This window comes from Streptomyces rubrogriseus (assembly GCF_027947575.1).
GTDB classification, from domain to species: domain Bacteria; phylum Actinomycetota; class Actinomycetes; order Streptomycetales; family Streptomycetaceae; genus Streptomyces; species Streptomyces rubrogriseus.
In genome coordinates, this window is sequence record NZ_CP116256.1 from 1056563 (window position 1) to 1070685 (window position 14123).

Below are 14123 nucleotides of genomic sequence, written 5' to 3' on the forward strand. Positions count from 1 at the left end.
CCCGCAACCCAGCGGAGTGGGACCCTCACACCGGGTAGGTATTTGCGGTATGAGCAGCACACGCAACGCCACGCCCCATGCCTCGGACGTCACCTCGGACGGCGCCGCCTGGCTGGCCTCGGCGGGCGCGTACCCGCGCAGCACGCTCGCGCTCTGGGAGGAGCGGCCCGAGGCTCCGGTCGTCCTGCCCTGCGGCTCCGCCTTCGACGTGGTGAGCGCTCCCGCGATCTTCGGCCGCCGGATGCTGGACCGGCTGTGGGACGACGGCCCCGGGTCGGGCCCGGTGGCGGAGTTCCGCGGCCGGATGCTGCTGTTCGCCGCCCCGGGCACCGCCCAGCGGCTGCCGTCGCTGCTCGACTGGGAGGAGTGGAGCGCCCGCGGCCGGGAGGGCGGCCGTACGGGAGCGGTGCCGCCGCTGCTGTGCCACGGCGCCGGGGACGCGGTGACCGTCCCGGCACCGGCGGGCCCCGCCCCCGCGGATGCGCCGCCGCGCTCCGGGTCCCGCTGGCTCGTGGCGCCGGACACCCGCCAGCCGTGGCTGCCCGGCCCGGAGATCATGCTCTGGGCGGCCGTGCGGGCGGCCCGCGCGGCGGTGCGGATTTCGATTTTTCCTCCCGCCGACCAGGATGCTAAGGTCTACGACGTCAGCAGGCGCCGCTAGCTCAGTTGGTTAGAGCAGCTGACTCTTAATCAGCGGGTCCGGGGTTCGAGTCCCTGGCGGCGCACGTTGGCGATGGCGAGGCGTGTTCGCGGAAAGCGCGAACCGGCCTCGCCATCGTTGTTTTTGCGCGGCTTCGCCGCGCGTTGTGGGGGCTTCGCCACCCACACCCCGCGGCTCGGTGGGCCGGGGGGTGTGGCTTGGCCAAGGGTTCGTGTGGGCCGGGGGGCGGGTCACCCGGGGGTGATCTGTACGGTCCAGGTGCCTGATTCGGTGCGGTCTTCGACCTCTACGCGTACGCCGTCGCCCGGGACCGTGAAGCTTTCGCCGAGGGACACGGGAGCGTCGGCGAGCGGGGGGTAGACCGAGTCGGCCCAGCAGGCATCGGTGCCCGGGTGGGCGTCGACGACCTCGATCGGCCCGCCGCCCGACTCCGCCCCGCTGTGCACCCGGTACACCAGCACCCCCGCGCGGCAGGACGCCGCGTCGTTGCCGACCGGCGTGCGCACCTCGAAGGCGAGCGCGCTGCCCGCCCCCGTACGCACCACCGCCAGCTTCGTGCCCCGCCCGAGGCCGAAGGCCGGCGCGCCCGCGGCGCCGGTCACCACCACCCCGGGGCCCGCGCCCAGCGGCTCCAGCGTCAGCCGGGTCGGTTCGCCGCCCCGCACGCAGGCCACCTGCCGGGGCCGCAGCCAGCCCAGCTTCCACTTGTGCCAGCCGAACAGGTCCGGGGAGAGTCCGAACTGGCTGCCCATCAGGTCCCAGTCGCCGACGTGCGTGTCCCAGTCGCCCTCGCCGTCCGCCGGCCGGTGGTACAGGTCCGGCAGGTCGAAGACGTGCCCCGTCTCGTGGGCCAGGACCAGCCGGTCCGGCGGATGGTTCTCGAAGACCGTGACGACCCGCCGGATGTCCGTGCCGTCCGCCCGCAGCGGGGTGTCCAGGTTGACGACCTTCGTGGCGTCGGAGTCCACCCCGGGCGCGTCCGGGTCCGCGACGAAGTAGACGACGTCGTACCGGGAGAAGTCGACGTACCGGTCGGCCGCGGCCAGCGCGTCGCGCAGGTAGGCCGCCCGGTGCTCCGGGCTCCAGTCCCGCCGTATGGCGTACGACGTCGACGGGCTCGGCATCCGGATCCAGTCCCGCAGCGGGTGCGGGCGGAGCGTGAAGGCGCCGTAGGAGGCGCGCCGGAAGAAGTCGCCGGTGGCGGGGAAGTGGTCGGCGGCGAGTTCGGCCGGTGCCGTCAGGGGCTGGGAGTCGGGGAAGGACAGGAACACCATCACCGCGTCCAGGGCGCGGGCGGGCCGCGGATAGGTGGCGTTCCAGGTGTCCAGGCCCTCGGAGTGGTGCACGGCGGTGCGCTGGAGCGCGCAGGGCTCCGGGGAGAAGGGCTCGGCGACCGAGGGCGCGGTGATCAGGGAGGTCGCGGCGAGCGCCGACATCGTGGTGCACACCGCGGCGGTGCTGCGCAGCCTGGTCCGGGGGAACTGGCGCGGCACATGGACCTCCGGACGCGGTTGACGGGACACCGCACCCAGCTTGTGCATGATTGTCGTATTACGCCCTGTTCGCGTGCACCGGATGGGTGAGCCGTCCGGGATTTCGCAGGAGTTCTCCCGGGCGACTCCTCGAAGACACTCACGGAACGTCACAACTGGTCGGAGGGGTGACGGACCCGTCCAGGTGTGAGCAGAAACGATCTGCCGGAGGGGTCGCTCGGCCCGGAGCGCGGAACGGCGGCTGGAAGGGCCCGGTGTCAGCCTCTATGATCGGCACACTTTCCTGCACGAACAGAGCACGAACAGAGATCGAGGCACTGCGGGAGCGAGCGGTGAACGGAACCTCCGAAGGGCCGGCGCCCGCAGCGGATCTCGGCCCGGCCGTTACAGAGAGTGATGAAGGCCTGGCTCCTCGTGCCGTGCGTACGGAGCCCCCGGCCTACCGGTCGGTGTTCACCACGGCCCCGCTCGCCATGGCCGTCGTCGACGCCGAGGGCCTGGTCGTCAGCGCCAACGACACCCTGGGCACCCTGCTGGGCACCGACCCGGACGCGCTGGCCGGGTCCGTGGCGGCCGACCTCGTCGACCTCGCCTCCGACGCCGGCACCTGGCACGCGTACCGCGAGGTGCTGCGCGGCCACCGGTCCCGGCTGCGCTGCACCAGACGGCTGAAGCGGGCCGACGGGCACTCCCTGTGGGCGCAGGTGACGGTCGAGCCACTGGCCGCCGGTGACTCCGGTGACAGCGCGGACGGGGGCGCCCCGGGCCTGCTGCTCTCCGTCGCCGACGTCAGCGCCCGGCGCGAGCTCCAGGCCCGGCTGCGCCACCTCCAGATGCACGACCCGGTGACCCGGCTGCCCAACCGAGCCCTGTTCTTCGAACGGCTGACCGCCGCGCTGGAGGCCGAGTCGTACGAGCACGGCGGCACCGGCCGGATCGGCGTGTGCTACCTGGACCTGGACGGCTTCAAGGCCGTCAACGACACCCACGGCCACCGCGTCGGCGACCGGCTCCTGGCCGCCGTGGCCGAACGGCTCACCAGGTGTGCGGAGGAGGCGGCCCACGCCCGGTCCGGCGCCCCGCTGGTGGCCCGGCTCGGCGGCGACGAGTTCGCCCTCCTGGTGGAGGACTCCACCGGCACCGACCAGCTCGCCGACCTGGCCGGGGCGGTCCTCGCGGCCCTCCAGCCGCCGTTCGAACTCGCCGACCGGCGCCTTTCGGTCACCGCCTCGGTGGGCGTCGTCGAACGCCACACCGCCGGCACCACCCCCACCGCCCTGATGCAGGCCGCCGACACCACCCTGTACTGGGCCAAGGCGGACGGCCGGGCCCGCTGGACCCTGTTCGACCCCGAGCGCAACGCCAACCGCATGACCCGCCAGGCGCTGGCCGCCACGCTCCGCCCCGCCATCGAACGCGGCGAGTTCGCCCTCGAGTACCAGCCGCTGGTCGGCATGGAGGACGGCCGGGTGCGGGGCGTCGAGGCGCTCATCCGCTGGAATCATCCTCAGTTCGGCGTACTTGCGCCGAATCGGTTCATCGCACTGGCGGAGGAGGATGGTTCGATCGTTCCCCTCGGCCGCTGGATCCTGCGCACCGCCTGCCACCAGGCCCGCCGCTGGCAGCTGGCCCATCCGGACGAGCCGCCGATCTTCGTCAGCGTCAACGTGGCGGTCCGCCAGGTCTGGGACTCCGACCTGGTGGCGGACGTGGCCCGCACCCTGGAGGAGACGGGCCTCGCCCCGGAGCTGCTCCAGCTGGAGCTGACGGAGTCGGCGGTGATGGGCTCCGCGGGGCGCCCGCTCCAGGTCCTCAAGGCGCTCAGCGACATGGGCGTCCACATCGCCATCGACGACTTCGGCACCGGCTACTCGAACCTGGCCTACCTCAGCCGGCTGCCGGTCTCGGTGCTGAAGCTGGACGGCGCGTTCGTCCGGGGCTTCCAGTACGAGGCCGCGGCCTCCGGCACGGCCGGGGCCGCCAATCCGGCCGACGAGGTCATCGTCGAGGCGATGGTCCAGCTCGCCCACCGCCTCGGCCTGACCGTCACCGCCGAGTGCGTGGAGACCTCGGACCAGGCGACCCGCCTGCGCCGCATCGGCTGCGACACCGGCCAGGGCTGGCTGTACTCCCGGCCGGTGGCGCCGGACCGCATCTCCGCGCTGCTGGGCCACCCGGAACCCGGCGGCCCCGCCGGGGTTCAGGCGGGCGTCGGCAACCCGTAGGCGTCGGCGATCAGCTCGTAGGAGCGCAGGCGTACGTCGCCGCCGTGGGCGTTGGCGGTGAGCATCAGCTCGTCGGCGCCGGTGCGCTTCTGCAGGTCGTCGAGGCCGGCCCGCACCTCGTCGGCGGTGCCGTGGATGACGTTGGCGTTCCAGGACTGGATGAAGTCCTGCTCCATCGGGCTGAAGTCGTACGCCTCGGCCTCCTCCGGCGTCGGCACCAGCCCCGGGCGCCCGGTGCGCAGCCGGACCATGTTCAGCGCGGCCGCCAGCACCTGCCTCCGGGCCTCCTTCGCGTCGTCGGTGGCGAGCGCGGAGACGCCGATGAGGGCGTACGGCGCGTCCAGGACGGCGGACGGCCGGAAGGACTCGCGGTACAGGTCGAGGGCGGGGATCGTGTTCTGCGCCGAGAAGTGGTGCGCGAAGGCGAACGGCAGCCCGAGGGTGCCGGCCAGCCGCGCGCTGAACCCGGAGGAGCCGAGCAGCCACACCGGCGGCCGGTGCGCCGACTGCACGCCCCCGGGCGAGGTGGCCTGCACGGGCCCGGGCACGGCGTGGATACGGGCGTAGGGGTGCCCGTCCGGGAAGTCGTCGTCCAGGAACCGGATCAGCTCCGCCAGCTGCTGCGGGAAGTCGTCGGCGCCCTCGTTCAGCCGGTCGGTGCGGCGCAGCGCGGCGGCGGTGGCCCCGTCGGTGCCCGGGGCCCGCCCGAGCCCGAGGTCCACCCGCCCCGGCGCCATCGCCTCCAGCGTCCCGAACTGCTCGGCGATGACGAGCGGCGCGTGGTTGGGCAGCATGACGCCGCCCGACCCGAGCCGGATGCGGTCGGTGTGGGCCGCCAGGTGGGCGAGGATCACCGCGGGGGAGGAGGAGGCGACGCCGGGCATGGAGTGGTGCTCGGCGACCCAGTAGCGCTGGAACCCGCGCGCCTCGGCGAGCCGCACGATGTCCACGCCGGTCCGCAGCGCGTCCGTGGCGGTCCGGCCCGCCCCGACGGTCACCAGGTCCAGTACGGAGAGGGGGACGGGAGCGGTGCCGTGGGCGGTGCCCCGGATCTCCTCTGCGGCGTCTGCGGGCATGGTGGGGTGCCTCCTGTGCTTGACGTGGTCGTACACGCGGTCGTACGTGGGTCGCTTCGCGAGGTAACAGGAGGGGGTCTCCGGTTATTCCCGGCGGTTCACGACGCCGGGGCGTTCACCAGCGTGGCGATCAGGCGGGTCACCAGCGGGCGCGGGTCGGGTGCGTCCGGCCGGCCGGTCATCAGGAGATGGTGGGCGGTGCCGACGACGGCGAGGGCCACCGAGGGCGGGTCGACGGTCCGCGCCACGCGGCCCAGCCCCCGCTCGGCCTCCAGGTAGTCGGCGATCGCGTCCTGGATCGCGGTGAAGCCCGGTGCGCCCTTCTCCAGCGCCTCGCGGATGCCCAGCGCGGCGGCCGGGCGGGTCATGGCGAGGCCGGACAGGGCGAGGCCGCCGGAGTCGAACAGGGCGAGAGCGACGGTGTTCAGGTTGTGCTCCACCGTGCCGTGCCCGGCGATCCCGGACAGGGCCCGCGCCTTCGTCGCCGTCTTCGCGAACCGGTCCAGGCACAGCTCGGCCACGAATCCGTCGAACCCGGCGAAGTGCGCGTGCAGCAGCCCCTTGGCGCAGCCCGCTTCGGTGGTGACCGCCCGGCTGGTGAGCGCGCCGGGGCCGTCCCGCTCCACGATGCGCTCGGCCGCCGCGAAGAGCCGCTCGCGTACGTCCGGTGTCGCCACTCCGCGCGGTGCCATGGGCCTCTCATTCGTCCCGGATCGGTCGCCCCGGCTGGGCTCGCCCCCGTGGATGGTAACGGGGATTGCGGGGTTTGGGCACTTGCCCATACTGTTTGGGCGCACGCCCATTCTCCGTCGTTCGCCTGGGAGGCACCTGTGCCGGACATCGTCAACACCGAGCAGGCTCAAGCGTGGAACGGCCCTGAGGGAGCCCACTGGGCGCGCAACCAGGACCGCTGGAACGCCGTGAACGAGGGCTTCGACGAGCCCCTCCTCGACGCCGCCGGCATCACCGGAGAAGACCGGGTCCTCGACCTCGGCTGCGGCTCGGGCCAGACCACGCGGCGCGCCGCGCTGCGGGCGCCCCGAGGACACGCGCTGGGTCTCGACCTGTCCGGCCCGATGCTGACCGAGGCCAGGAGCCGCGCCGAGCGGGAAGGCGTCGCGAACGTCTCCTTCGCGCAGGGCGACGCGCAGGTGCACCCCTTCGGGGCGGGGGCGTTCGACGCGGCGGTCAGCCGCTACGGGGTGATGTTCTTCGCCGACCCCGTGGCCGCCTTCGGCAACGTCGGCCGGGCGCTGCGGCCCGGGGGACGCCTGGCGTTCGTCTGCCCGGCCGACGCGGCGCTGAACGGCTGGGTCACGGCGATGGCGTCACTGCGCGAGGTCCTGCCGGTGGGCGATTTCGGACAGCCCGGGCTGCCCGGCATGTTCTCCCTGGCCGCCGCGGACCGCATCGGCGACGTCCTCACCGCGGCGGGTTTCGTCGCCATCGACGTCAACCAGGTCCAGGCATACGGGACGTGGGGCCGGGACGCCGAGGACGCGGCGGGGTTCCTCCTGGGCACGGGCCCCGGCCGCCACCTCATGGAACGGGCCGACCCGACCGCGCGGGCCCGCGCCCGCGGCATCCTGACGGACCATCTGCGCACGCACGAGGCGGCTGACGGCACGGTCCGGCTCCTCAGCACGTCCTGGCTGACCACGGCGACCCGCCCGGCCGCCGCATGACCGGGGCGCGCCGAAGGGCTTCAGGGCCGGGGTGAGTTCCGGGGGGTCACCCGGTGGCGGAGGTAGGCGACGTGGGAGCCGAAGGTGCGGCTCTCGACGAGTTCGAGGTTCACCCGGCGCCCGTGGTGGGGGAAGAAGGGGGTGCCGCCGCCGACCAGTACCGGGTGGAGCATGGTCCGGTACTCGTCGATCAGGTCGGCGGCGGCCGCCTCGGCGGCGAGGGTCGCGCCGCCGATCGCGATGTCGCCGTCGCCGGGCTCGGCCCGCAGGCGCTCGATCTCCTCCGTCAGGGTGCCGGAGGCCAGGCGTGTGTTGGTGCCCCGCACCGTCGTCAGCGTCCTGGAGAACACCACCTTCGGGAGCGCCTTCCACAGCGCGGCCCACTCCAGCTCCGCGGCGTCGAGCGACTCGTCCCGGTCGGCGGTCTCCCAGTACAGCATCGTCTCGTACAGGCGGCGCCCCAGCAGGTGGGCGCCGGTCCCGCGGATCTCGTCGGTCCAGAACCGGAAGACCTCCTCGGCCGGGTCCGACCAGTCGATGGCTCCGTGCGGGTCGACGATGTAGCCGTCGAGGGACGTGTTCATCGAATAGGTCACGCTGCGCATCGGCGGGCCTCCTCGGTAGCCGTTCGGGTTCGACGGTACGGCTCCGTACGGGCGGGCGCCGGTCAGTCGACGGTGCTCGCCTCCCGTACGTCCGTTCGCGGCGCCGGTACGGCCTCGGCGTGCCGGCGCCGGCGTTCCAGTACCCGCTCGACGACCACGGCGGAGAAGCAGAGCAGCGCCGTGAGCACGGAGAAGACGAAGAAGACCGTGGTGTCGGCCCAGACCGTCGCGCCGACGCCGACGAGGAGGGTGGGCGTGATGAGTGCGCCGTACGCGAGCAGGTAGAACATCGACATGACGGCCCCGCGCCGTTCGGCGGGGATGGCGGCGGTGAGGTGGCGCAGGGAGCCGCCGAAGGCGAGCCCGTAGGCGCCGCCCTGGAGGGCGACGGTGACGACGATGACGACGGCGTTGCCGGTGGCGAAGGCGCCCACTCCGGCCAGCATGAGCACGGCGAGCGCGGTGTCGCCGGCGAGTGCGACCGTGCGTGCCGGCCGGCGGGCGCTGAGGATCTGGGTGCACGCGGCGGCGAGGGTCACGGCCGCGATGACGACGCCGCCGAAGAACGGGCCGTCCACGTTCGCGGCGTCGGCGGCGATCGAGGGTTCCAGTGAGAAGCAGACCCCGAGCACGGCCCAGGCGGCGCCGGCGCCGAGCACGGAGAAGGTGAAGCGTCCGCGCATCTCCGCGGGCACCTGCGGACGCGGGATTCCCAGGGGCGCATTGCCGGGCGAGGGGTGGGGTTCGCGCATCACCAGGAGGAGGACCAGCAGGACGAGGCCGATCAGCGCGTCGGTGAGGTACGGCAGGAGCAAGGGGTGGAAGCCGGTCTGGGCGAGGGCCGCGGTGCCGAGTGCGGCGGCGGCGATACCGATGTTGAACGCGATGGCGGTCAGCGTCCCGCTGCGTGCCGCCCGCTCGGGGCGCACGTCCAGCAGGGCGGCTCCGCCGACCACGACGATCGCGCCGATGCCCAGGCCGTTGAGCATCCGGGCCACGACGAGGTACGCGGGCCCCGCGGCGAACACGAAGACGGCGAGCCCGGCGAGCAGCAGCAGGACGGCGACGAGGAGCACGGGCCGGCGGCCGTACCGGTCGGAGAGGGCGCCGGACAGGAGGATCGCGACGACCGCGACGGCCCCGTAGGCGGCGAAGATGACGGTGGTGAGGACGGGAGGGTAGTCCCACTTCTCGGCGTACAGCGAGTAGAGCGGTGACGGGATGGCGGAGGTCGCCTGCCCGAGCATGAGGAGGACGAGGAGGGCCGGGTAGCTCCATGACTGGGGGCGGCGGCCCTGGGAGAGTTCCCGCACGAGGACTCCAGGGGAAAGAGAAGTATGATGTGCGTCGTACTTCGAGGATGCTAAGGAGAAGTATGATGCTCGTCAAACTTGGTGGTGTCTGATGCCGCCCTGGGAGATCCCTTCCGACCAGCTGCCGCCCGTCGCCGCGGTCCAGAAGCTGCTGCGCGCACTCGCGGATCCGGTACGCCTGGAGATGGTCCGCCGCCTGGCGGCGGACCCGGCCGGTGAAGCGCCCTGCTCCGACCTCTACGAGGGTCTGAACAAGTCCACCGCGACGCACCACTTCAAGATCCTGGTGGAGGCGGGCGCCTTCCGCCCGGTCATGGTCGGCCCCTACCGGGGCCACCGCTTGCGGCGTGACGCCTTGCAGGAGGCGGCACCCGGCCTGCTGGACGCGCTGATGGGGGCGCTGGCCCGGCAGGACTGAAGGCGGTGCGGAGCCGCCCCCGGCGTGCCGGGTCAGTCGTGCGACCGCTTCGGGGTCGTCGGGGGTCGTGTGAGTGTCCACGAGGCCAGCAGGCTCAGTGCCTGGGCGGACGCCGACCCCGGCTCGGTCGTGTAGAGGAACAGGGTGGTTTCGCTGTCGCCGGGGAGCGCGAGCGTTTCGTACTCCACGGTGAGTTCGCCGACCAAGGGGTGCAGAAGCCGCTTGGAACCATGGGTGCGCTGGTGCACGCGGTGCTGGCGCCACCAGCGGTCGAAGTCCTCGCTCCGCTCCCTCAGCTCGGTGACGAGCGCCCCCGTGGCCTGCCGGTCCGACTCGCGGACCGCGTCCAGGCGCAGGTTCTCCACCGCGGCGCGGGCCTGGACTTCCCAGTCGACGAACAGGTCGCGCGCGTCCTGGTCGAGGAAGAGCCAGCGGGTGTAGTTGCGCTCGGCGGCCGGCATGGCGTCGAAGTCCGCGAACAGGGCCCTGGCCATGCGGTTGGCACCCAGGACGGCGGACTGCCGCCCCAGGGCGAGGGCGGGGACGGCGGTGTCCAGGGAATCCAGCAGCCGATGGAGCCCGGGGCGCAGCCGCTGCACGCTGGGCGGGCGCGACGGGCGGCCGGTGGCGGTGATGCCCACGAGATCCTTGAGATGGGCAAGGCCTGCCTCGTCCAGTCCCAGGGCGTGGCCGACGGCCTCGACCACGGCGGGGGACGGGTTGATGGACCGGCCCTGCTCGAGGCGGGCGTAGTAGTCGGCGGACACTCCGGACAGGCGGGCGACTTCCTCCCGCCGGAGTCCGGGTACGCGCCGGACGCGGCCGTCCGGCGGCAGCCCTGCCCGCTCGGGGTCGCACTGGGCGCGGGAGCGCCTGAGGAAGTCCGCCAGCTCGCGGTTGTTGGGGGCCATGGAAGCAGTCTGTCCCGCGAGGAACAGCGACGGCCTCCCCAGGGGAGGTCTGTCGGTCCTACCTTCACGCGGCCTAGGGCGCGCAGGGCCTGCCATGGCTCTCGGAGCAGCTCTTTCGCGGCCCAGGATCGAGTCAGCGCCGGACCGGCCGACCCGGACCGGCTTCCCGTCGCGGCATCCACGGAAGAGGGGCACTCATGCCTGGCATCACCACTCCCACCACCACTTCGACCACCACTTCGACCACCACTCCCGCCACCTGGTTCGTCACCGGCGCCTCTCGCGGACTGGGGCTGGAGCTGGTGAGGCAACTGCTCGCCCGGGGCGGCAACGTGGCCGCCACCACCCGCTCCGCCGAGCGCCTGACCGCCGCGCTCGGGAGCACGGCCGACACCAGCCGGCTGCTCGCGCTGACCGTCGACCTGACGGACGAGGCCCAGGTCAAGAGCGCCGTGGACCGGACGGCCGAGCGATTCGGACGCCTGGACGTCGTCGTCAACAACGCGGGCTACGGCTTCCTCGCCGCCGTGGAGGAGACCAGCGCCGAGGACGTGCGGAACATGTTCGACGTGCAGGTCGCCGGGGTGTGGAACGTGCTGCGCGCCGCGCTCCCCATCCTGCGTGAGCAGCGCGCGGGACGGGTCATCAACGTCTCCTCGATCCTGGGCCTGACCACGATGCCCGGCTGGGCGCTGTACTGCGCGGGCAAGTTCGCACTCGAAGGGCTGAGCGAGGCCCTCGCCGCCGAGGTCGCGGACTTCGGCATCGAGGTCACCGTCGTCGAGCCCGGCTACTTCCGCACGTCCTTCCTCACCCCGGACTCACTGGCCCTGCCCAGCGAGACCACCGAGCACTACCCGGCGGTGCGGGCCATGGTCGAGGACCACCTCGGGCTTCAGGGGCAGCAGCTCGGCGACCCGGTCAAGGGGGCCGCCGCCATCATCGAGCGCGCCGGGATCGAGGACGGCCCCCTGCGCCAGCTGCTGGGCTCCGACGCGCACGCCTTCGCCACCGCGAAGGTCGACGCCCTGCGGGCCGACCTCGACGCGACCGCCGCCTCCGCCCCCGCCACCGACTTCCCCGCAGCCTGAGCCGGGCGGGCTTCAGGCGGGGATGGCGGCTGCGAGCCGGTCCGCGGCGGTGCGGGGCTCGCGGCCGAGGAGTTCGGCCATCAGGGGGTCGGCCTCGGCGAAGTAGCCCGCGCGGGCTGCCTGGTAGTAGGTGAGCATGAGCCGGGCCATCTGCTCCGGCACGCCGGTCGCGACCTGGTCGGCGATCCACCGGTCGTCGTCCAGGACGACGCGCTCGATGGTGCGACCGGTGAGGTCGGAGGCGATCTCGGCGAGATCGTCGAAGGTGAGGGCGGCACGCGCGGTGAGGTTCACCGGGCCGTCGAAGCGCCGGTCGCCGGCGAGGACGGCCGCGGTGGCCTCGGCGGTGTCGGCACGGTCGGTGTACGGGACGGGGCCGTCCTCGGGCTTTGCGATCACGCCGGTCCGCTGCCAGGGGCCGAGGACCTGGTCGAGCGGACCGTAGGCGCCGTTGCGCAGCGCGGTCCAGGCGACTCCGGAGTCGGCGAGGACCGCCTCGGTGGCGACGTGGAAGTCCGACGGCCGGTACGGGTTGCCGGGGACGGCGCCCTGCTGGCTCGTGTAGAGGATCCGGTCGGCACCGGCCTCGACCGCGGCTTCGACGGCGCGGCGATGCAGGCCGACCAGGTCGGCGGCCGGGTCGTTGCCGGAGACCAGAAGCACCTGCTCGGCACCGGCGAACGAGTCGCGCAGCGCGGCCGGGTCCTCGTAGGAGCCCTGCCGCACGCGCACGCCGCGGTCGGCGAAGTGCTGCGCCTTGGCGACGTCGCGGACGCTGACGCCGACCTGGTCGGCGGGTACGCGCTTGAGGAGGTGCTCGACGGTGGCGCCGCCCAGCCCACCGGTGGCGCCGGTGACAACGATCATGTTCCTGACCTTCCGCATAAGTTGACCATGCAGGTCACTTTCTCTTGCGCGGCCGACCGTAGGTAAGCTGACTCCCCGAGTCAAGTTGTGCTGGTGAGTGCCAGTGACAGGAAGAGACGGTGAGGGCCATGGCCGGTGCGGTGCCTCCGGAACCCCGGCTGCGCGCCGACGCGCGGCGCAATTCCGAGCAGATCCGCTCCGCCGCGATCGGCGCCTTCCAGGGACAGGGCCTGACCGTGCCGCTGGAGGAGGTCGCCAAGGCGGCAGGGGTGAGCAAGGCCACGATCTTCAACCGGTTCGGCGGCCGGGTCGGGCTCATCGACGCCGTCATCGAGGAGGTCGTCGCGAGTGAGCTGTTCGCCGTCGTCGACCGCACGCGGACCATCGACGACGGCGGCGAGCGGATCGCGTACTACCTCACCGCGATCCGCGACCTCCAGTACCGTCAGCCCGCCTTCAACGACGTCCTGTTGCAGACGTATCCGCACTCGGAGCAGCTCATGGAGATCTGCCGGGTCGGAAGCCGGGCCAACGAGGAGATCGTCGCGGCGGCGCGGGCCCGCGGTGCGCTGCGGCCGGAGTTCACGGCGGGCGACCTCCACGCACTCGTCCGCGACAACGCCCTCGCCCTCAAGCACGGCGAGCGGCCCGCCCGGGAGGACTACGACCGCCGCACCAGGTACCTGCTGGACGGCATCAGGCCAGCGTCTGGGTGATTTCGCTCCGCGTCGACGTGCGGGTCAGGCGGCCGTGCGCGCCGTTGACGAGCGGCAGGTAGGGCGGGACGTGGCCGCACTCCACGTCGGCGACGATCGGCACCCCCAGCGGGCCGAGCGCGTCCAGCACGGCCTGGTGCTGGGAGAGCGAGGGGACGCCCGGGGCCGAGGTCCGGCCGACCAGTACCGCGTTCGCGGCGTCGAAGAAGCCGGCCAGCCGCATGCCGTGCAGGTTGCGGCAGATGGCCAGGGCGTCGTCGCCGCAGGCCTCCACGTACACCAGGAGCCCCTCGGGCGCCGCGGTCCGGGCGAAGGCGGACGTGTCCAGGCACCCGGACCCCGTGAGGTTGCAGAGCGTCTCGATGCAGCCGCCGATCAGCCGGCCCTCGACCTCGACGTCTCCGCCGCCGTCCAGCCGGGTCCAGCCGCCGGGGGTGTCGAGCGTGTACTCCCGGGCGTCCGGGTGGAGCGCGTAGTCGTCCCAGCCGGTGGTCCGGTGGCGGCCCGGCGGCGTCTGGGTGAACCGGTGGCCCCGGGGCGCGCTGACGATGTCGAACCAGGAGACCAGCCCGTCGGGGGTCCGGTACGGGGTGTCCATGAGGTTGTTGCCGTGCACGGTCGCCGTGCCGGTGAGGAGCGTCAGCGGGGTCATCAGGGTCGACAGGTCCGAGTAGCCCACGAGCCAGGTCGGTTCGGCCTCGCGCAGCCGGTCCCAGTCGAGCAGCGGCAGGAGGTCGATGGCCAGGTCGCCGCCCCACGGCGGCACCACCGCCCTGATGCCGGGGTCGGTCAGCATCCGCGTCAGTTCGGCCGCGCGCTCGGGAGCGGAGGCGCTGACGTGCCCGGAGCCGTCCAGGCACGCTCCGACGACCACCTCGTATCCGCGTGCCTCCACGTCGCGGATCGCCACGTTCAGGCGTTCGCGGAGCTTCTCGGGAACTCCGCTGGACGGCGAGGTGACGGCGACACGGTCTCCTGGGCGCAGGGGGCGCGGGTATCGAACGGGCATGCGGTGGATTCTGGCACGTCGGCGTCCCCGCGGGCAGGCGGATTTCCGCGCCC

The 14123-nt window shown here is 73.1% G+C and carries 14 protein-coding genes and 1 tRNA gene; 7 read left to right on the top strand and 8 right to left on the bottom strand.

What is annotated here, in order from left to right:
* Window positions 1–49: 49 nt before the first annotated feature.
* Window positions 50–661 (top strand): bifunctional DNA primase/polymerase, encoded by a 612-nt coding sequence (locus Sru02f_RS04635; RefSeq protein WP_109032760.1) that lies wholly within the window; start codon window positions 50–52, stop codon window positions 659–661.
* Window positions 652–725: transfer RNA gene (locus Sru02f_RS04640), tRNA-Lys, on the top strand. The genes Sru02f_RS04635 and Sru02f_RS04640 overlap by 10 nt, the downstream gene beginning before the upstream one ends.
* Before the next feature lie 166 nt (window positions 726–891).
* Here the strand turns inward: Sru02f_RS04640 and Sru02f_RS04645 are convergent.
* Window positions 892–2202, bottom strand: a complete 1311-nt coding sequence (locus Sru02f_RS04645; RefSeq protein ID WP_109032761.1) for a M6 family metalloprotease domain-containing protein — start codon at window positions 2200–2202, stop codon at window positions 892–894.
* Window positions 2203–2486: 284 nt separating this feature from the next.
* On the opposite strand from Sru02f_RS04645, the gene Sru02f_RS04650 reads away from it, so the two are divergent.
* Window positions 2487–4379 carry a putative bifunctional diguanylate cyclase/phosphodiesterase gene (locus Sru02f_RS04650; RefSeq protein WP_109032762.1) on the top strand — a complete coding sequence of 631 codons (1893 nt, stop codon included), beginning with the start codon at window positions 2487–2489 and terminating at the stop codon, window positions 4377–4379.
* Here Sru02f_RS04650 and Sru02f_RS04655 read toward each other — a convergent pair.
* On the bottom strand, window positions 4355–5455 hold the full coding sequence (locus tag Sru02f_RS04655) for an LLM class flavin-dependent oxidoreductase (RefSeq protein ID WP_109032763.1): 1101 nt from the start codon (window positions 5453–5455) through the stop codon (window positions 4355–4357). The two genes, Sru02f_RS04650 and Sru02f_RS04655, sit on opposite strands and share 25 nt — an antisense overlap.
* A 98-nt stretch (window positions 5456–5553) precedes the next feature.
* Window positions 5554–6147: a TetR/AcrR family transcriptional regulator gene (locus Sru02f_RS04660; RefSeq protein WP_167469624.1), complete on the bottom strand. Its 594-nt coding sequence runs from the start codon at window positions 6145–6147 to the stop codon at window positions 5554–5556.
* Between the two features lie 138 nt (window positions 6148–6285).
* Between Sru02f_RS04660 and Sru02f_RS04665 the strand changes: the two genes are divergently transcribed.
* Window positions 6286–7140, top strand: a complete 855-nt coding sequence (locus tag Sru02f_RS04665) for a class I SAM-dependent methyltransferase (RefSeq protein WP_109032764.1) — start codon at window positions 6286–6288, stop codon at window positions 7138–7140.
* 20 nt (window positions 7141–7160) lie between these two features.
* Here the strand turns inward: Sru02f_RS04665 and Sru02f_RS04670 are convergent, their stop codons facing one another.
* Entirely contained in the window at window positions 7161–7745 is a 585-nt protein-coding gene (locus Sru02f_RS04670) for a dihydrofolate reductase family protein (RefSeq protein ID WP_109032765.1), read from the bottom strand.
* A gap of 62 nt (window positions 7746–7807) precedes the next feature.
* The gene (locus Sru02f_RS04675; protein ID WP_109032766.1) at window positions 7808–9058 is read right to left on the bottom strand and encodes an MFS transporter; all 1251 of its coding nucleotides are present in this window, start codon (window positions 9056–9058) and stop codon (window positions 7808–7810) included.
* Between the two features lie 91 nt (window positions 9059–9149).
* Here Sru02f_RS04675 and Sru02f_RS04680 point away from each other — a divergent pair, with 91 nt between their 5' ends.
* Window positions 9150–9476 carry an ArsR/SmtB family transcription factor gene (locus tag Sru02f_RS04680; RefSeq protein ID WP_109032767.1) on the top strand — a complete coding sequence of 109 codons (327 nt, stop codon included), beginning with the start codon at window positions 9150–9152 and terminating at the stop codon, window positions 9474–9476.
* A 32-nt stretch (window positions 9477–9508) separates the two neighbouring features.
* Here Sru02f_RS04680 and Sru02f_RS04685 read toward each other — a convergent pair whose 3' ends face one another.
* Window positions 9509–10387, bottom strand: a complete 879-nt coding sequence (locus Sru02f_RS04685; RefSeq protein WP_109032768.1) for a helix-turn-helix transcriptional regulator — start codon at window positions 10385–10387, stop codon at window positions 9509–9511.
* A 197-nt stretch (window positions 10388–10584) separates the two neighbouring features.
* On the opposite strand from Sru02f_RS04685, the gene Sru02f_RS04690 reads away from it, so the two are divergent.
* Window positions 10585–11478: an SDR family oxidoreductase gene (locus Sru02f_RS04690; RefSeq protein WP_109032769.1), complete on the top strand. Its 894-nt coding sequence runs from the start codon at window positions 10585–10587 to the stop codon at window positions 11476–11478.
* 12 nt (window positions 11479–11490) lie between these two features.
* On the opposite strand, the gene Sru02f_RS04695 is transcribed toward Sru02f_RS04690, so the two are convergent.
* Window positions 11491–12345: an NmrA family NAD(P)-binding protein gene (locus tag Sru02f_RS04695; protein ID WP_109032770.1), complete on the bottom strand. Its 855-nt coding sequence runs from the start codon at window positions 12343–12345 to the stop codon at window positions 11491–11493.
* A 128-nt stretch (window positions 12346–12473) separates the two neighbouring features.
* Here Sru02f_RS04695 and Sru02f_RS04700 point away from each other — a divergent pair, with 128 nt between their 5' ends.
* The gene (locus tag Sru02f_RS04700; RefSeq protein ID WP_109032771.1) at window positions 12474–13061 is read left to right on the top strand and encodes a TetR/AcrR family transcriptional regulator; all 588 of its coding nucleotides are present in this window, start codon (window positions 12474–12476) and stop codon (window positions 13059–13061) included.
* On the opposite strand, the gene Sru02f_RS04705 is transcribed toward Sru02f_RS04700, so the two are convergent.
* Window positions 13042–14070 (bottom strand): S66 family peptidase, encoded by a 1029-nt coding sequence (locus Sru02f_RS04705; protein ID WP_109032772.1) that lies wholly within the window; start codon window positions 14068–14070, stop codon window positions 13042–13044. The genes Sru02f_RS04700 and Sru02f_RS04705 overlap by 20 nt on opposite strands.
* Window positions 14071–14123: the final 53 nt, after the last annotated feature.

Bases quoted from the DNA above. Each gene is read 5' to 3' on its own strand.
- Sru02f_RS04705 (WP_109032772.1), bottom strand. From the start codon at position 14,070: ATGCCCGTTCGATACCCGCGCCCCCTGCGCCCAGGAGACCGTGTCGCC.
- Sru02f_RS04670 (WP_109032765.1), bottom strand. From the start codon at position 7,745: ATGCGCAGCGTGACCTATTCGATGAACACGTCCCTCGACGGCTACATC.
- Sru02f_RS04680 (WP_109032767.1), top strand. From the start codon at position 9,150: ATGCCGCCCTGGGAGATCCCTTCCGACCAGCTGCCGCCCGTCGCCGCG.
- Sru02f_RS04660 (WP_167469624.1), bottom strand. From the start codon at position 6,147: ATGGCACCGCGCGGAGTGGCGACACCGGACGTACGCGAGCGGCTCTTC.
- Sru02f_RS04685 (WP_109032768.1), bottom strand. From the start codon at position 10,387: ATGGCCCCCAACAACCGCGAGCTGGCGGACTTCCTCAGGCGCTCCCGC.
- Sru02f_RS04635 (WP_109032760.1), top strand. From the start codon at position 50: ATGAGCAGCACACGCAACGCCACGCCCCATGCCTCGGACGTCACCTCG.
- Sru02f_RS04700 (WP_109032771.1), top strand. From the start codon at position 12,474: ATGGCCGGTGCGGTGCCTCCGGAACCCCGGCTGCGCGCCGACGCGCGG.
- Sru02f_RS04645 (WP_109032761.1), bottom strand. From the start codon at position 2,202: ATGCACAAGCTGGGTGCGGTGTCCCGTCAACCGCGTCCGGAGGTCCAT.
- Sru02f_RS04655 (WP_109032763.1), bottom strand. From the start codon at position 5,455: ATGCCCGCAGACGCCGCAGAGGAGATCCGGGGCACCGCCCACGGCACC.
- Sru02f_RS04690 (WP_109032769.1), top strand. From the start codon at position 10,585: ATGCCTGGCATCACCACTCCCACCACCACTTCGACCACCACTTCGACC.
- Sru02f_RS04695 (WP_109032770.1), bottom strand. From the start codon at position 12,345: ATGATCGTTGTCACCGGCGCCACCGGTGGGCTGGGCGGCGCCACCGTC.